The organism is Bacillus sp. AFS002410 (assembly GCF_002556365.1).
Classification (GTDB): domain Bacteria; phylum Bacillota; class Bacilli; order Bacillales; family Bacillaceae_G; genus Gottfriedia.
The window spans coordinates 1-17,444 of the sequence record NZ_NUEU01000008.1; the positions used below are offsets into that span (position 1 = coordinate 1).

Sequence of the window (17,444 nt, forward strand, 5' to 3'; positions counted from 1 at the left end):
TTCCAGAATCGCAATTAAATATAAAAAATACCATACTCGTAATAGTATTTTTACTAAATTATCCTCCAAAATAGATACATTCAAATGGAAAGTTAACAAATTTGCTTTAATTTAATCTTAATTTCAAAAAAATGGCTCGAAATCTACTACTTTTCCAGAAATATAATATTAACTACTAATAAAAAACAGAACCCCGTCCCCCCTTCTCAATTACAATTTTAAATCGTATCTCAAAGTGTCAGCTAACCTGTTTATGGAGAGTCTAATCTAATTTTAAACCATAAATTTCCAATTAAAATAGCCATAATCTTAGTAATAATCAAGAAACATTTAATTATTACAAATTTGTCCAATTTGTTATATTTTGATTATTTACCCCTTATTAAGTGAACTCACATATAAAGTTATGTTAGAATTTAGACTTAATGTGTTCTCACATTCTTAATTAATTAATTACCAAATTCATGTATATCTAAGATTTGCCCTTACTAGTCTTTGAGGTAAGGGATTTTTCTTTGTTGTATTTAGGTATTGGGAAGAGGGAAGATTTAGAAATGAAGTCGAAGTCAGGATACACCTTAATTACGTTAAATTTAAAAAAAGAGAGAAAAAAGAAGAGAACAATGAACTCTATGGCATTAGTAGGACTTGCCTCAACATTTGTGGCCATTCAAGTTCCAAACACTACAGAAGCTGCCACGTCAATTGATCCTAAGAAAACACTGCAATCTAGTGCGCAAACTTTTTCTGAAAACACAAATACATATAAATCAAGTGGTAATGGTGTCCGCATTAGATCGGGTGCTGGTACTTCTTATCAAATTTTAGGTAGTGTTAATAAAGGGCAAAGTATTGAAGTAATCTCGTATTCCAATGGCTGGTATAAGGTAAAAGTTAATGGGATAACAGGATATATGAGTGCAACTTATGTTGAAAAAGTAACCGAATCGAATAGTAGTACTAATCAAGTAGTCACTTCGGGGAACTATATTTCTACTGGTAATGGCGTTCGCATTAGATCTGGGGCAGGTACAAATTATCAGATTATAGGTAGTGTTAATAAAAATCAAAAATTAGATGTGATTTCAAGCTCTAATGGCTGGTATAAAGTTAAAGTTAATGGCTTAACAGGGTATATGAGCGCATCTTATGTTGCAAAAGTAACTGAATCAAATAGTAATACCGATAGTAATCCGGTCGTTAGCACTGGGAACTACATTACTACAGGTAGTGTCAACATAAGATCTGGGGCTGGTACTTCTTATCAGATTTTAGGTAGCGTAAATAAAAATCAAAAACTAGATGTGATTTCTAGCGTAAATGGTTGGTACAAAGTTAAAGTTAATGGCTTAACAGGGTATATTAGTGCTTCTTATGTTGCAAAAGCAACAAATACAAGTTCAAATTCAAATAACTCTCAATCAAATAGTTCTCAACAAAACAACACTCAACCAGATAACTCTCAAACATTTAATGTACAAAGTTTAATAACATATTCAAAAAAGTATTTAGATGTACCTTATGTTTGGGGTGGAGCAACTCCTTCTGGATTTGATTGTAGTGGATTTATTTCATATGTATTCAAAGAATTTGGCGTGTCACTTCCAAGAACAAATGTTGCAGGTTATTGGTATAATAACTCAAACTTAAAAACTGTAAATAATGCTCAACCTGGAGATTTAATCGTTTTCAAAGATACATATACTTATGGGCCGTCTCATATGGGTATTATGATTAATAACACAGAGTTTATCCATGCAAGTAGTAGTTCAGGTGTAACAATTTCTAATGTAAACAATACATATTGGGACCAACATTTTTTAGGCTTTAAAAGATTTCAATAAGGTTTGACAACTATATACATTTATAAGACATAATAGTTCAACTATACTTGTTACTTAAAAAGTACCCTATTAAATAGACCGCTTTAAACAGTCTACTTTATAGGGTACTTTTGTTTGCTTTATTAAGAGTACATTTAAATAAATTTAAACTCGATACTCATCCGCGCGCCAATTTTTAATACTCTGTTTGATTTCTTTTGAAGATAATCCTTCATTTACTGCTTTTTCACTTAACTCGACAAACTCCTCATCGCTTGCAAATCGTAATGCTATGATCTGCCCCATTGTTGTTTTTGGATTTAACGGTTTACCTGTTAACGTAAAATGACGGAAATTTTCTTCCATTCGAATGACACGGTCTTGTACTTTATTCGAGTACATTCTTGTGAGTAAAAATGAAATAACTAATAAAAATGAAGTAAATAGAATAAATACCGCTAGCCAAATATGATCACAATTTTTTATCGCAATACATAAGTTGACGATTGAACCAATAATTGTGATTAGTGCTAGTGGTGCTCCAAAAAAGTGAAATAGTGGGTGAAATCGAACATGATGATCTAAGCTTTGCTGTTTCATATGTATATCTCTCCTTTAAAAATGTATTATGTTCCCTATTCTATCATTATTATTCGAATTGCATATTTATCATTAAAGAATTTTTATGTACAAAAAAATCTAGTAAAACCTAAATTTTAGGCTTTCTAGATTTTTTTCAAATTATTTTCGCTTATTAGTCACTGCTTCACTAATTACGTTATACAGACTTTCAACACCTTCATTAGTAGCTTCGAAGCTATACGCGTTTTCTTTCATGATGCCTAAACTATCGGCTTCTTTTGCTACATCAATATTTGCTCCCATAAATATAAATTCCCAATCATCCTTTGATTGTTGCTGCTGAATAAGATTTTTCACTTTGCGATAAGTAAATTCCGTACTCGCATTTTCTAAGCCATCAGTTGTAATGACGAAGATTACTTTACCCGGTTGCTCCTCTTCATTACTTATTGATAATCTGTTACGAACATTGACTATGGTTTTTCCTACTGCATCTAAAAGTGCTGTAGTTCCTCTCACGAAATATTCTTTATCTGTCAATTTTACTTCGTTTGCATTGAGCTCATCCCATAAAATCTCATATTGATCATCAAAAAGCACAGTAGTTACTATTGTTTCTTCATCAAAACTACATTGTTTTTTTATAAATGCATTAAACCCACCGATTGTATCACTTTCAAGTCCTGCCATTGAGCCACTTCTGTCTAGCAAAAAGATAATTTCTGTTTTATCGTTAATCATTTTGATCAGCTCCTCATTTCTTGATGTTATAATTGTAACTGGATTGATTAGTGGATTGGTCGCCTGAAAAGCGACATTTTTGAAGGGAGATAAACGAATGATTAACCAAGAATTATTTCATGAATTACAGATATATGTAGACCGTCATTTTGAAGAAATGCTTTTTTGCTCAAATGAAATAGATCATATTGAAATTGAAGAGTTCATCACACAGAAACATAAACCAACTTTTAAAGAACTCTTGTTTAACTTTATTGATGAAAAAAACGTCAGCGATCCGTTCATCTATAAACGAGCAGGAATTGATCGAAAACATTTTTCAAAAATCCGTTCCAATCCGAATTATCTTCCTAAAAAAAATACAATTATTGCTTTATCGCTCGCACTTGAGCTAAATAAAATGGACATGGAAGAACTCTTAAATGCTGCTGGTTTCGCATTATCTAACAGTGATAAAAATGATTTAGTCGTAAGATTTTGTGTAGAAAAGAAACTGTATGATATCGATTTTGTCAACGAAGCTTTAAATCAATTTAATTTAAGTCCATTAATAAAATGAACCTAAAAAAAACATCTATCATTACCATTTTCGAAAATGGCACTAAAGATGTTTTTCTAATCATCATAACAACTCACTTGATCTCTTCCAGTATGCTTTGATTTGTATAATGCTTGATCAGCATGTTTAATTAGCTTTTTAATATCTTCTTCACTTTCAGCAATTAGTGATGCCACACCTATGCTTAACGTTACTACCTTTTTTTCAGAATCTTCATGTTCAATCTTTAGTTTTTTTACATTTTTACATAAACGAGTCCCTATTTTCATCGCATCGTCAAGATTTGCTTTCGGTAGCAAGATTGAAAATTCCTCTCCGCCATACCTTGCAACAATGCCTGACGAACTAGTCGTATCTGATTGCAGACATAATGCAATCTTCTTTAAGCATTCATCACCTTTTGGATGACCATATAAATCGTTATAATTTTTAAAATAATCTACATCAATCATTAATAAAGACATTGGTATTGAATTTTTATAAGACTTAGAACAATTATTAAAAAGTTGTTTATCAAAAAATCTACGATTATATAACCCAGTTAAACCGTCAACATTTGCAATGTTTTCCATCTTCTTTAATTTCATTTCAGTATTTCGTGTTTGATATGCGATAAAGTAGCTTAATAATAAAGCTGGCACAAACATTAAGATCCAATATCCCATTGTTTGAAGTAATCTTCCTAAAACAATCTCACCAATCGGCGCTAATACCCATTTATCGAATAAATAAAAACCATAACATCTTACAAGGATGATTAGAGGAGTTAGTATAAAAAAACGTTTCTTTTCCGACCATTTTTGATAATTCATTAAAAAACCTATTAATAAAATAATCAATAATAATGACGTATCTAATTTATAAGAATAACTATATCCATTAAAAAAATAAAACACGACTAAATCGAATAAGAACATCGTTATTAATGTAACATTCCCAAAAAAGATTGCTGCAATTTCTATACCCAGAGCTCTGATTTGTATATTCGTACCATGATCTGTGACAATTGGGAAATTGATTAGCACAATTGTCAACAAACTCAATAAAACTCCAATAATAAATTCATGTAACTTTGATTTCCCAGTTAACTTTTCCCTAGCTCCACCCCATAAAATAGAGGAAGTTAAATAAAAAAAACTAATAATAATCGTATAGGTAATAAAGATATTTTTAAAAAGCATATTCCCTCCAGGAATTACTTAAATAAAATTAGATTTATATTATTAAAGGAATACTCAACTTGCATTCTTACTTTATTTTTACGCATTATTATATTAACATACCTTCTGCCTTCTTTGTATACAATTCAAGAACAATTAACATACCATTTTTTTCAAAATATAAAATAGAAGCGTCTTTAGTCAACTCCGACCATAAGACGCCTCTGTATTGCCCTTAGAACTATTCAACTACGCCAGTATGAAGAATATCTAATTTAACCTTTACTTTTATTTTTGCACTAGCATACTGTTTTCTCCATTTTTTTGAATTAAAGTTTCTTTGATGTGCTTCTAATTTTGAACCTAATCCAATTGGATCAACATTATTTTTTTGAAGAAGCGAAATGAGCCCCCTCGCGTTTTCTTCAACATCCTTTTGAATTGCTTTATTTAATTGTTTAATATGTTTAGGAAATATTATTGGTTTGTCACCAGTATATTCTTGAATTCTTGCATTCATATTCAGATGAATTGTAAATTCTGGTTTCCCTTTTTTGATTTTAACACTATATTTACTTTTGGAAGTTAAATTATCAATTGCTACATATTCCCCATCAATTTTAAACTGATGTAAGCCTTGTTTATAATCTTGCACCATCCCTTTAAAAATGAAAGCATATTTCCACGGTATGATTGTAATGAGTTTATCTTTTTTAAAAACAGCAATTCCAGTTAACTTAATTTTATCATTGACTATTTTCAAAACAGGTAAATAGGCATCCTGCCCTACTTCAAAATATTGATAGATAAACGTTGCGAAGTCTGTATAAGGAAATGGTCCGGTCTGAGAATTATGTAGAAGTAGATCATAGGTATATAAAGCTACGTTTTCCTTTGAATACTGTTCTAATGAAAGTAAGTCCACTGTTTCCCCGTCGACTATTGCTAGTTGTATAATATTCCCAACGGCTGGGTCACGATTAAACGTATCGATAATCGGAAATATCCCTTTTTTTGCTAACTCCAAACTAAAAGTCACGACACGAAGTTGACCAGAAATTAACCGATACCTCATTTGACTATCAAGTCTTTCTCTTACTTTTTTTATCGTTTCTCCATTTGCAGAAGAAACATTAAACTCAGTCTGTCCAGTTGGTCGAAAGACTGGAAAAACAACGGTTCCTTTAATTTGTTTTGGATTTACTAAGTCAAATCCTGCAGCTTCAATAATATTGAGTTGATTGACATTTGTAGTTGGCACAAGTGAACAACCATTCAAGCATAACGTCGCACAAATAATAACGATAAGAAGGGACTTTTTCATAGTGTCGCTTTCCTAGACTTTGTAAGCATAAAAATGATAGAAAATAGTGGAATATAAACATAAAAAAGATATAGTGATATTTTACTTGTATAATCCGCAAATGCATTGATTTGATAGCGAGTTTCAAGTAATTGACAAACAATGAGACTAATTACACTAATCAAGATTAATGCATACTTTTGCTTCCATTTAAAAATTAATTTTAATCCTCTACTTGTACCCCATAATGATAGAGCTAAAATTGAAATAACTTTAATTAAAAAACTCGAAATTAATATATATTCAAATCTTTCTAAAAAAGGAAAATGAATTAACATGGCAATATATATTCTCGACCAGATTACATGTTGAATTTGTTTTTCACTTAAAAGTAAAAATGTAGTAAGAGCTGATAATGTGAAAATTAATGTTGAAAAAGCAACTCCAAACTGCGCAAATTTTTGTGATGAGTTTCCGTTCCGAATAAAAGGAAAGACCATTAGTAAAATTTCAAACCCTGCCATTGTATAAACTGTCTGTTTCGCAGACAATAACAAATCTTTAAATGAGTGATCAAGAAAAGGTAATATATTATCCATATGGACATATTTATGTGGCAAATGAAACAACAAAGCATAAAGCAGTGCTGTAAAGATTCCTGATAAAAAGGCAATTCCAACTACTACTCGAAATCCACCTGATATAATGTAATACAATAAAAATAAAATAATAGTAGCCAATACCCATGTTGCAAGAGTGGGAAACATCCAAACTTGAACGATTTCAATATATAATCTTAAAACAGAAATAGATAAAAGAAGATAATAAACCATAATGACTAAGCTAAAGGTTGAACCGATAATATTTCCAAACAATTGCTTATGGGCATCAATAATATCTCCTTTTGCCGCAATTAATAATTTATACATAAACCACACAACTGCATGAACAATAAGTCCAGCAATTATTACACTAATCCATGCATCATAACCAGCATATTTTGCAATAATACGTTGAAATCCTAAAACACCTACTCCTATTTGTGAGCTTGTAATAATAAAAAACAGGAGATATGGTGATACCTGTTGTCTTCTATAAGTTGCCATGATTAACTCTCCTCATTTTTATTCATCAAAATCACTTGGTGGACCTGGCCTTTTAATATCATTTGTTGACCGAAATAAACTAGCTGGTCTTAAAGTTGTTGGTCTCTTTTTTTGAACAGCAAATGGCAACCTAACCCATAAATCAAACGCAGTCGTTTTTCTAAAAGGGTAAGCTCCAATATACGGTCTTCCTAAAGATGTTAATCGGAGTAAATGAGTTATTAAATAAATAAATCCCATAAATATCCCTAAAAGGCCAATTAATTGAGCCATTATGATCACAGGAAATTTAATAAATCGAATTGTATTGTTAAACTTATAAATTGCAGATGTGTATGAAGCAAGAGTCCCTAGCCCGACAAGAATTAAAAGAATATTACTCGTTAACTTTGCTTCAACAACCGCTTGCCCAATAACAATACCGCCAACAATACCAAGTGTTTGCCCGATTTTTGATGGTAAACGAAGCCCCGCTTCCTTCACTAGCTCGATTGTAATTTCTAAAAATAACACCTCAATAATTGGCGGAAATGGCACTGATGCCCTTGAAAGTATTAATGATTCAAGTAAGCGAGGTGGAATCAATTCATAATGATAAGTCAAAATAGCAACATAAAAAGGCGTTATAAAGATCGAAAGTGCAAAACCGAACATTCTAAGCAATCGGAAAAATGTAGCAAGTACCCAATTGACATAATAATCTTCCATTGCAATGAAGGTTTCATCAATTAATGCAGGAGTCAGTAGCACATTTGGTGAGCCATCCACAATAATGACAATTTTCCCTTCAGTTAACCCTGCGACTGCACGATCAATTCTTTCAGTAGGAATCGATTGTGGAAAAATAGAATGTGTATTATCCCCGATCATAGATGAAATAAAAGAACTATCTGGAATATGATCATATTGGATATCATTAATCCGCTGGGTTACTGTATTAACATTTTCCTCATCAGCAATTTCGCTTAAATAGATCACCGCAACACCGGTTTTTGATAATTTCCCTACCTTAAATTCCTTTATATGAAGATCCGAAATAGGTAATTTTTTTCGAATTAAATTAATGTTGATAACTAAATCTTCTACAAATCCAATCTGAGGACCTAATGTAGTAGATTCCATTAAAGGTGGACCAATTGTTCTTGAAATGTTATTTGCAACATCAGCAAGTAAACACTCGGTTTTATTATCTCCGTACTGAATTGACACATAACCTTCAAGAAGCTTTTCGATTACGACAGAATTATCTGTGGTTACAATCAGTTGTTGAACCGGAATTTGAGATTTTAATTGTTGTAATGTTAGATTCTTTGTTAAATATGGAAGTACTTCCTCATGCATAATCTCAGACCTAATTAACGTCCGAAAAAAGTAGACGCGATAAACACTCTGATCTTCAACATCACTTGAAGTTGTAAAGGAAGTGAAATCATCTGATTTCGATAATTCTTCAATCCAATTTTTTTGAGAGGAATTCTCTTTCACACGATCATTATTATTTCTCATACTGTTCCCCTAATAGGTTTTATTTTATAATTTGAATCGAGAATGGAAATTATTCAATTTTATGGAAAAAAATAACATGACGGTTTTCTTACGCTGAGTTAATTTGGAAAAAGGCTGCCCTAACAGTTGTGGAACTGACTGGGAGGCACTTCTTTTCAGTTTTAAACTGGATGGTGGAAAATGGAGGGTATCTTAGCGGTGTTTCTTATTTATAGTTGATTTTATTATCCATTTTTTTGAGTTATAGCAGATTACTCAATTTTTTTAGTCGGTCTAGTTAGAAATAGAGCAAACTTAGCATTTTCCTTTTATTAATAGCCACTTTTGACCAATTATTACGGTGAAATACACTATATACCCCTAACCGGTATAGGCAATATACTATCAAATTTAGAATTCTAAGAAATTTAATTGCAGTTTCACTAATTTTAATTGCAGATTCCCTATTTTTATTTGCACTTCCACTTTTATTTGCAGATTCTGATCTCTTATTTGCACCTTCAACTGGTTTATTTGCAGTTCTCACATTCTTATTTGCACTTTCTTTAATACTACGTAAAAAAAGAGGCTGCCCGAAAATGGACAGCCTCTACGTTTCACATCTGTTCATCAATTACCTCGTGATCTATTTAAAACTAAATTCACATATTTGCCACAAATTATTGTATACTTTTTGTATTGTTATTGTTTCTTAAAATTACAACACTACATTTGAAATTCAAAAAAATAAATACAACGTATCTAGAGTTTAATTAAATAAATAAATGAATATCGGAAGGTGAACAAATTGTCCAATAATATTACGCTTGAACAAAAAGCATTTCATGAAATAAAAAAAGCAATCATCGCAGGAAAATATCAACCTGGAACATATATTACTGAAGCAACTTTAGTAAATGATTTGGGCATGAGTAGAACTCCTATTCGAAGAGCACTTATGTCTTTAGAATCTTCCGGATTCATTAAACACTACGCTCATCAAGGTTCAATGGTCCAAAACATCCAAGTCACAATGATCGAGATGATTAATTTTATAGAATTTCGTTTATTTTTAGGATCTGGAAGTATTGAAAAAGCAAAAAGAAAACAGTTAGATTTTCCAATAGAAGAAATGCGAGAAAGCCTTACGAAAATGAAACTAGCAATTTTAGATGGAGAATCTGAATTATATTTTAATGAAGTAAATCATTTTAATAACTTAATCTTACAGCCCTCTCAAAATGATTTAATAATGGAAACGATGACTAAATTACTAAATAGATTTACTGCTGGTTCAATAAAATACTTTCAAATTAGGAAAAATTCCTTTTTGCAAACGTTAGCTGCTTATGAAGAATTAGTTTGCTATCTTGAAAAAAAGGAATTTGATGAAGCCAAAAACCTTTATAGTGATATTAAAAGAGCGATTATAAATGATTTATTATAATATCAGAATTTTGACCTAAAAGACTCGTAGCCAAAATGGCAGAGTCTTTCTATTATTCTAAAATAATATTCATGAATTCTAATTGTATACAAGTTGTATAAATCGTGTTAAATTAATTTCATATACAAGCACAATTTATTATCAATTTCTGATAATAAGTTAGTCATAAATTGTAACCAGCAAACAGGTGGTGCTTTTTTTGAATACTAATCATGATTTACCTTATAAAATCGAATTAAACAATTCACTGAATGAATTAGCAGATATTAAATTTTCGCTTGACGTTTCTTCGATTGTTGTCGTAACAGATGATCGGGGTGTTATTACTTATGTAAACGATAAGTTTTGTGAGATTTCCAAATATAGTAGAGATGAATTGATTGGCAAAACTCATCGCATTATTAACTCTAAACATCACCCAAAAGAATTCTTTGTTAATATGTGGGAAACCATCTCATTAGGAAATGTGTGGGCTGGTGAAGTTAAAAATAGAGCAAAAGACGGCTCATTTTATTGGGTAAAAACGTTTATTGTACCTTTTTTAAAAGACGATAAGCCTTATCAATATATTGCAATTCGTACCGATATTACAGAGCAAAAAAATCTCGAAATTGAATTAAACAATTCATTGAACGAGCTTGCAGATATTAAATTAGCTTTAGACGTCTCTTCTATTGTCGCTGTGACTGATGAACGAGGTGTTATTTCTTATGTGAATGACAAGTTTTGTGAGATTTCTAAGTATAGTAAAGAAGAATTGATTGGTAAAACTCATAAAATAATTAATTCAGATTATCATCCTCCTTCCTATTTTAAGAAAATGTGGCGAAGCATTTCTTCAGGTAAGGTTTGGTCGGGTGAAGTAAAAAATAAGGCTAAGGATGGCACTTATTATTGGGTAAAAACGTTTATTGTACCGTTTTTAAAAAATGAAAAGCCTTATCAATATATTGCAATCCGAACTGATATCACAGATCAAAAGAATATGGAAGAAACGATTCAAAAATTGGCCTACTATGATACACTGACCGGTTTACCGAATCGACTGAATATGCAGGAAACTCTTCAGCAAGCATTGATGGAGTCTTCTCAAAAAAGGCATAACTTTTCGATATTTTTTATTGATTTAGATCGTTTTAAATTTATTAATGATTCATTGGGCCATAATATGGGCGACCTTCTCCTACAACAAGTCGCTGAAAGATTAAAAATTTGCATTAGATCAACTGATGTAGTTTCACGTCAAAGCGGAGATGAGTTTATCTTGTATTTCCCTGAGCTATGCAAATGTCAATCAGAGCCAATCGCTCAAAGAATTATTCAAGAATTATCAATGCCATATAAATTGGGTAATAATGTTTCTACAATTACACCCAGTATTGGTATTAGTTCATATCCAGCCGATGGAGATTCAATAGAAGCTTTACTAAAAAATGCAGACATGGCAATGTATCATGCGAAAGCAGATCATAATACTCATTACAAATTGTTCTCACCCACGATTGAAAATGATTTTATCCGAAAATTAACTATAGAAACCGGCATTTTAAAAGCAATTGAAAAAGATGAATTTTTCCTACTTTATCAACCGCAGATTAGTACACTTACTGGCAAAATAATTGGAACAGAAGCTCTTATTCGATGGAACCATCCAACAATGGGAATGATCTCACCTGTAGAATTCATCCCTATAGCTGAAGAAATTGGAGCAATTATCCCACTAGGAAAATGGGTTCTACGTACTGCTTGCAAACAAAATAAAGCTTGGCAAGATGCTGATCTAGATCCAGTCAAAATATCGGTCAATATCTCATCAAAACAGTTTCAAAGCCCTAATTTTGTAAGTGATGTCTTAGAAATTTTAGAAGAAACTTGCTATAATGCTAAATATTTAGAACTTGAAATAACCGAAAGCATTGCGATGCAAGACAATAAAAATGTTCATGAAAAAATAGCTCAATTGAAATATTTGGGCATTAAAATTGCAATGGATGACTTTGGAACGGGTTATTCTTCACTGAGCTATTTAACAAAATTTAATTTAAATACAATTAAAATCGATCGTTCTTTTATTAACAAACTCGAATTTTCAAAAGAAACGATCGCAATCATTCGAGCAATTGTCTCTTTAGCTGAATCTTTAGAGATAAATGTGATTGCTGAAGGGGTCGAAACAGTAGAGCAAATTAATCTTCTCCATAAGCTTCAATGTTACGATGTTCAAGGATTCTATTTTAGTCGTCCACTTCTAAATATTGATTTAGAGGAATTACTCCGACAAAAAATATTAATTAAATCGATTTCTCCAGCCTATTGATGTAAAAAAGCTGTCTTTTATTATAATTAATATTAAAAAAAGAGCATTGATCGGACAAATCAGTGCTCTTTTTATCATTTAAATATCAAATTCAAACCATTTTCTAAATCGTTTTGCAGCTTCCCCATCTGGCTCTATCCCACTTTCGGGGCTTGTTGTGAAAGGTATCCATTGCCAATCCTCACACCCTACAAAAGCTAATCTTGACCAATGATCGATGAATTCCACAAAGTTATTTGCAATTTTATACCCGTGACCTTCTCCATCATCGTGACTAAGATAGACAATTGGAGCATCAACACTATTTTTCAGATCAAAGGCTAAGTAATCACCATTGCCTACTTCACAAAAAGCTAATTTGTTATGCCAAACGACATCATATTCATCTTCAGGATTAGGAAAAACATTTTCGACCCAACCCATACGGTCTTCTTCAGATTGCAGAAGAAGTTCTAAACTCCAGTGTGGTGTTCCACAGAAAATTTCTCTGAATTCATTTGGCTGCTCCATATGATCAGGTAAAAACCAACGTAAGCTGAAATTCCCTGAAAACTCAATGAGAACTTTCTTGAAACTTTCGGGTAGCTTTATCCCAAGTTGCTCCTCTGTTTTGATAATTTGTTCAATTGAAGCTGGTTCATCAATAATGACTTCTTGAACCTCTCCACCAATCTCTTTAATCCTAGAAGCAATAGCCTTAACTCTATTTATTATTAATTCGTAATCCAACTCATCACCCCGCCAAAAACTTCAACTATAAATATAACATTTATATTGAAGTTTTTGGCGGTACTTTCTTATTCATAGTAATTACGGACTCTGCCTTAGGGCAAAAAAGAACATTAAGTGAAATATTTTCATCAGCCAGCTTTATAATTGCATTTTTAATGTATACTAATGAATAGTATACTATAGGAAAATAGACAATATTTTATTGAAATACATACACTATGTTATAGGAGAAACTACATGGCAAAGGAAAAAACATTAGAACAAATTGCATATGAAAAAATAAAAGATCTAATACTTTCAGGTGAGTATCCGACTGGCATGCACTTGAAAGAAACAGCACTTGTATCTGATTTACAAATGAGCAGAACACCGATTAGAAGAGCACTAGGTAGACTTGTATCCGAAGATTTTCTATCTCATAATAATTTTCATGGCACAACGGTAATGTATACTCATTTCACATTAAACGAAATCATTAATATGATTGAAATTCAGTGGTGCTTTGCTGTATTCTGTGTTGAAAAATCTGATAGAAAGCATATAGCTTTTAATGTAAAACTACTAAGAGAAATAACAGCTTCGATGGAAAAAGCATTCAATGCGGATGATGCTTATCAATATCATCGATCATTAACCGAATTTTATAAAACATTTTTACTAAATTCTCAAAACAACCTAATTGTTGAGATGCTTGATCAATTATGGAAGAGATTTACCGAAGAAGCAACATCTTCAAATGTTTTTAATGTTAGAAAAAATAGAATTCCTCACACCATTGGTTTATATAATTCGATTATTGAGTGCGTCGAAAAATCAGAATTTGATAAAGCAAAAGAGATTTTTACACAACTTAAAGAAGAAGCATTTATTGATTTAATGTTCTAAAGCAAAAAACATCTAAAACTGTTAAAAGTTTTAGATGTTTTTATTAGCAACTCACTTGATCTCTTCCATTATGCTTTGATTTATATAATGCCAAATCGGCTTTTTTTATAAGCTTTTGATAATCTTGACTGTTTGTAGCTTTCAATGATGCTAGGCCAATACTTAATGTAACAATTTTTTTATCTGATTGCTCATGTTCGATATCAAGATTTTTTATTAAATGACATAATCGATTTGCTATTATACTTGCATCTTCAAGCGTAGATTTTGGTAATAATATTGAAAACTCTTCCCCACCATATCGTGCACATAATCCTGATTTACATGCGACCTCTAACTGTAAAATAAACGCTATTTTTCTTAAGCATTCATCACCTTGCGGATGACCATAAAAATCATTGTATTTTTTAAAATAATCAACATCAATCATTAACAGGGTCATTTCTCTAGAACTTCGATAAGAATCATGCGCCGCTTTTAGTAATTTTTCATCAAAATATCTTCGATTATACAGACCAGTTAATCCATCAATACTCGCTATGTTTTCCAATTTTTTTAATTTTGATTGTGTATTTCTAGTCTGATTAGCAATGTGAATACTAAGTAATAAAGCCGGTACAAACATGATCATCCAATAACAAATGGTATGAATTAATCTTTGTAAATCAATTTCACCGATAGGAGGATAAATCCATTTATCGATTAAATAGAAAGCATAAATTTTAAATATAACAATAAACGGAAAAATTATTGCAATCCGAGTTTTTTCTTTCCATTTTATTTTGTTCATACAAATGCCAATAATTAAAATAGTAAAAAGCGAGAAAAAATCGATTAGGAATGTGAAATTAAATCCGATAATAAGATAAAACCATATGACATTACATAAAAATAAACTAATTAAGGTTGTACTTCCAAAAAAAATCACTGCAATTACCGTTGCTAAAGTTTTAATTTGTACATTAGTCCCATTATCAGTCACGATTGGAAAATAGAGAAGAATAACAGTTAACAAACTTAATAAAACACCGATTAAAATGTCTTGAAACCTCAAGCTACCTTTAATTCTCTTTCTATTCTCACCCCATAAAATGGAAGATGTTAGATAGAAAAAACTAATTATGATCGTGTAAGTAATAAGTATATTTTTTACAATCATCTTCTATTAACCTTCCTTTTTTAAGGAATTTAATTTTTAATAAGCAATCATTTTCACGTTAAAATGTTTAGGACATAATTGAACCTTTGACCTTCTTTTAGTTCTAGAATCCAATTCAATTAATATATTAACATAATAAACTCTAACTTTGTATACAAATTTAACACAATATAAAAGCAAAGTTACACTCAATCTAGATGTAATTACATATTATGAACAAATAAAATTGATCATTATTTGAATCATTTCTTTCCATTATCCATTTAACAGAATTGGAAATATAAAACATAGCAATTCAAGAATTTTATTGTATACTTTATGTATAATATTTGTTTATCTATAAAATAAATTGTTAGCATGTAGATTCATTATCAAAACAGAGGGTAAAATCAACACTCTTGTTTGATTGTGTAAAAATTAAAATAAGGATGGTGAGTAATTTGCCTAATACTATAACACTTGAACAAAAAGCTTATGAAGAAATAAAAAAATTAATCATTCAAGGTAAATATGCTCCAGGAACTTATATGACTGAAGCATCACTTGTGAAAGATTTGGGCATGAGTCGTACACCAATCCGAAGAGCACTAGTTAAATTAGAATCAACTGGCTTTGTTAAACATCATACAAACCAAGGATCTATGGTACAGAGTATCCAAATTACGATGATTGAAATTGTAAACTTTTTAGAATTCCGTTTATTTTTAGGAATAGGAAGTATTGAAAAAGCAAAGAGAAAAATGCTTGATTTCCCAATCATTGAAATGAATGAATGTATTCAAGAAATGAAAACGGCGGTTACAGAAGGGGAACATGATTTATATTATTTAGAAGCAAATCATTTTCATAACCTGATTTTACGTACAAGCCAAAATGATTTAATGATGGAAACAATCGATAATTTACAAAAAAGATTTGAAATCATTTCTAGCAAATATTATTCACATCGAAAAATCACAGTTGAAACACATATTAAAAAGTATGAAGAATTAACTAGATTATTTGAAGAGAAACAGTATGATCTAGCATTAGATTTGTACAATGAAATTATAAAAGAAATTATTCAATCTTTATTTTAGTTAAACAAAAAAGCCTGATTCTCTTTTTTGAGAATCAGGCTTTTCATGTTTTTTTAAAGTAATGCCCTTAGGCTGTTACGTCACGTTTAGAAAATACAACTAATGCTAATCCTAAGAAAACCACGAAGTAAACTACTAGCATAATTAATGAAAATGACATTGTCATTCCTTTTACTAGCGGAGTTCCGTTGATGTATTGCATTAAATCTGTGTTTGCAAATAGGATAAATTTTGTCCAATCAAAGAAACCAGCTAAAATATTTGTTACCGTACTTCCAACTGTTAATAAAAGGATTGAAATTCCGATTGCAATTGTATTATTTCTAAACACAGTTGATACCATGAATGCCATTGTAGCTAGCATAAATGTTTCGATAAAACTCATTAAATATTGCTTTGCAGAATAAACTAGTCTACTTTGTTCTTCCACATGGCCATTGACATATGCTAAATAAGAATTATCCCCACTACCAGGTCCGAATAGAATTAAGCCTAGAACGCTAGAAACAATAAATAAAATAAATAACATTGCAAAACCAAATAGAATACTAGTTAAATATTTTGACATAATGATTTTAGTTCTAGAAAACGGGCGAATAAGTAATAGTTTAATTGTTCCCCAATTAAATTCACTTGCGACAATATTAGCAGAAACGATAATCGTAAATAATCCTACTAAAATAATTAATCCTGATGAAGTCTCCATAAAAGTCCACACACTTGATTTTTCATCAGGTGAAATATTATGCTCAATGCGATATTCATTTAATGCAATTGATCGTTCTAAGAACGGTCTTGTAATATCATTTTTATCACTTATACTTTTTAATTCTTTTTTATCTTTTGCAGTCTCTTCTTGTAATGTTTTCTTCCAATTCTGATCTGCGCTTTGCTCTACTTTATTGTCGTTATATTTTATAATTGCACCAGTTACACCTACAAGTAAAATAACAAGAGCAACCATCACAATTGTTCCTGGTCTTTTAATAATCTTTATCCATTCATTTTGAATCAATTTTAACATGTTTTAAGTTCCTTTCTTTTTGAATTTCTCAACTAGTTAACG

At 30.9% G+C, this 17,444-nt stretch carries 15 protein-coding genes; 6 read left to right on the forward strand and 9 right to left on the reverse strand.

From position 1 onward, the window contains the following. The first annotated feature begins 554 nt into the window (after positions 1-554). The gene (locus CN692_RS07300) at positions 555-1,844 is read left to right on the forward strand and encodes a C40 family peptidase (protein ID WP_142317506.1); all 1,290 of its coding nucleotides are present in this window, start codon (positions 555-557) and stop codon (positions 1,842-1,844) included. Between the two features lie 144 nt (positions 1,845-1,988). Here the strand turns inward: CN692_RS07300 and CN692_RS07305 are convergent, their stop codons facing one another. Together CN692_RS07305 and CN692_RS07310 are read right to left on the reverse strand one after the other, a co-directional pair. Further along, entirely contained in the window at positions 1,989-2,423 is a 435-nt protein-coding gene (locus CN692_RS07305) for a DUF6526 family protein (protein ID WP_098118510.1), read from the reverse strand. 141 nt (positions 2,424-2,564) lie between these two features. Beyond that, positions 2,565-3,146 (reverse strand): vWA domain-containing protein, encoded by a 582-nt coding sequence (locus tag CN692_RS07310; RefSeq protein ID WP_098118511.1) that lies wholly within the window; start codon positions 3,144-3,146, stop codon positions 2,565-2,567. Positions 3,147-3,243: 97 nt separating this feature from the next. Here CN692_RS07310 and CN692_RS07315 point away from each other — a divergent pair, with 97 nt between their 5' ends. Further along, positions 3,244-3,705, forward strand: a complete 462-nt coding sequence (locus CN692_RS07315) for a hypothetical protein (protein ID WP_098118512.1) — start codon at positions 3,244-3,246, stop codon at positions 3,703-3,705. A 56-nt stretch (positions 3,706-3,761) separates the two neighbouring features. On the opposite strand, the gene CN692_RS07320 is transcribed toward CN692_RS07315, so the two are convergent. From CN692_RS07320 to CN692_RS07335, 4 genes are all read right to left on the reverse strand, one after another. Beyond that, positions 3,762-4,886: a GGDEF domain-containing protein gene (locus CN692_RS07320; protein ID WP_098118513.1), complete on the reverse strand. Its 1,125-nt coding sequence runs from the start codon at positions 4,884-4,886 to the stop codon at positions 3,762-3,764. Between the two features lie 220 nt (positions 4,887-5,106). Beyond that, complete coding sequence (locus CN692_RS07325; protein WP_098118514.1) at positions 5,107-6,189, reverse strand: Ger(x)C family spore germination protein; 1,083 nt, start codon at positions 6,187-6,189, stop codon at positions 5,107-5,109. Continuing rightward, positions 6,186-7,274 (reverse strand): GerAB/ArcD/ProY family transporter, encoded by a 1,089-nt coding sequence (locus CN692_RS07330; protein ID WP_098118515.1) that lies wholly within the window; start codon positions 7,272-7,274, stop codon positions 6,186-6,188. Before CN692_RS07330 ends, CN692_RS07325 begins: the two co-directional genes overlap by 4 nt. Before the next feature lie 18 nt (positions 7,275-7,292). After that, positions 7,293-8,780, reverse strand: coding sequence for a spore germination protein (locus CN692_RS07335; protein ID WP_098118516.1), 1,488 nt, complete (start codon positions 8,778-8,780; stop codon positions 7,293-7,295). A 787-nt stretch (positions 8,781-9,567) separates the two neighbouring features. Between CN692_RS07335 and CN692_RS07345 the strand changes: the two genes are divergently transcribed. Continuing rightward, the gene (locus CN692_RS07345; protein WP_179874388.1) at positions 9,568-10,206 is read left to right on the forward strand and encodes a GntR family transcriptional regulator; all 639 of its coding nucleotides are present in this window, start codon (positions 9,568-9,570) and stop codon (positions 10,204-10,206) included. A 199-nt stretch (positions 10,207-10,405) separates the two neighbouring features. Beyond that, positions 10,406-12,523, forward strand: coding sequence for a sensor domain-containing protein (locus CN692_RS07350; RefSeq protein ID WP_257143984.1), 2,118 nt, complete (start codon positions 10,406-10,408; stop codon positions 12,521-12,523). Positions 12,524-12,601: 78 nt separating this feature from the next. On the opposite strand, the gene CN692_RS07355 is transcribed toward CN692_RS07350, so the two are convergent. Then, positions 12,602-13,252 (reverse strand): SMI1/KNR4 family protein, encoded by a 651-nt coding sequence (locus CN692_RS07355; protein ID WP_098118519.1) that lies wholly within the window; start codon positions 13,250-13,252, stop codon positions 12,602-12,604. Between the two features lie 240 nt (positions 13,253-13,492). Between CN692_RS07355 and CN692_RS07360 the strand changes: the two genes are divergently transcribed. After that, positions 13,493-14,140: a GntR family transcriptional regulator gene (locus CN692_RS07360; RefSeq protein ID WP_098118520.1), complete on the forward strand. Its 648-nt coding sequence runs from the start codon at positions 13,493-13,495 to the stop codon at positions 14,138-14,140. Between the two features lie 43 nt (positions 14,141-14,183). Here CN692_RS07360 and CN692_RS07365 read toward each other — a convergent pair whose 3' ends face one another. Then, complete coding sequence (locus CN692_RS07365) at positions 14,184-15,299, reverse strand: GGDEF domain-containing protein (RefSeq protein ID WP_098118521.1); 1,116 nt, start codon at positions 15,297-15,299, stop codon at positions 14,184-14,186. Positions 15,300-15,739: 440 nt separating this feature from the next. On the opposite strand from CN692_RS07365, the gene CN692_RS07370 reads away from it, so the two are divergent. Beyond that, positions 15,740-16,378: a GntR family transcriptional regulator gene (locus CN692_RS07370; RefSeq protein WP_179874389.1), complete on the forward strand. Its 639-nt coding sequence runs from the start codon at positions 15,740-15,742 to the stop codon at positions 16,376-16,378. A gap of 67 nt (positions 16,379-16,445) precedes the next feature. On the opposite strand, the gene CN692_RS07375 is transcribed toward CN692_RS07370, so the two are convergent. Continuing rightward, a complete protein-coding gene (locus tag CN692_RS07375; RefSeq protein ID WP_098118523.1) occupies positions 16,446-17,402 on the reverse strand; it encodes an ABC transporter permease in 957 nt (318 codons plus the stop codon). Positions 17,403-17,444 lie beyond the last annotated feature (42 nt).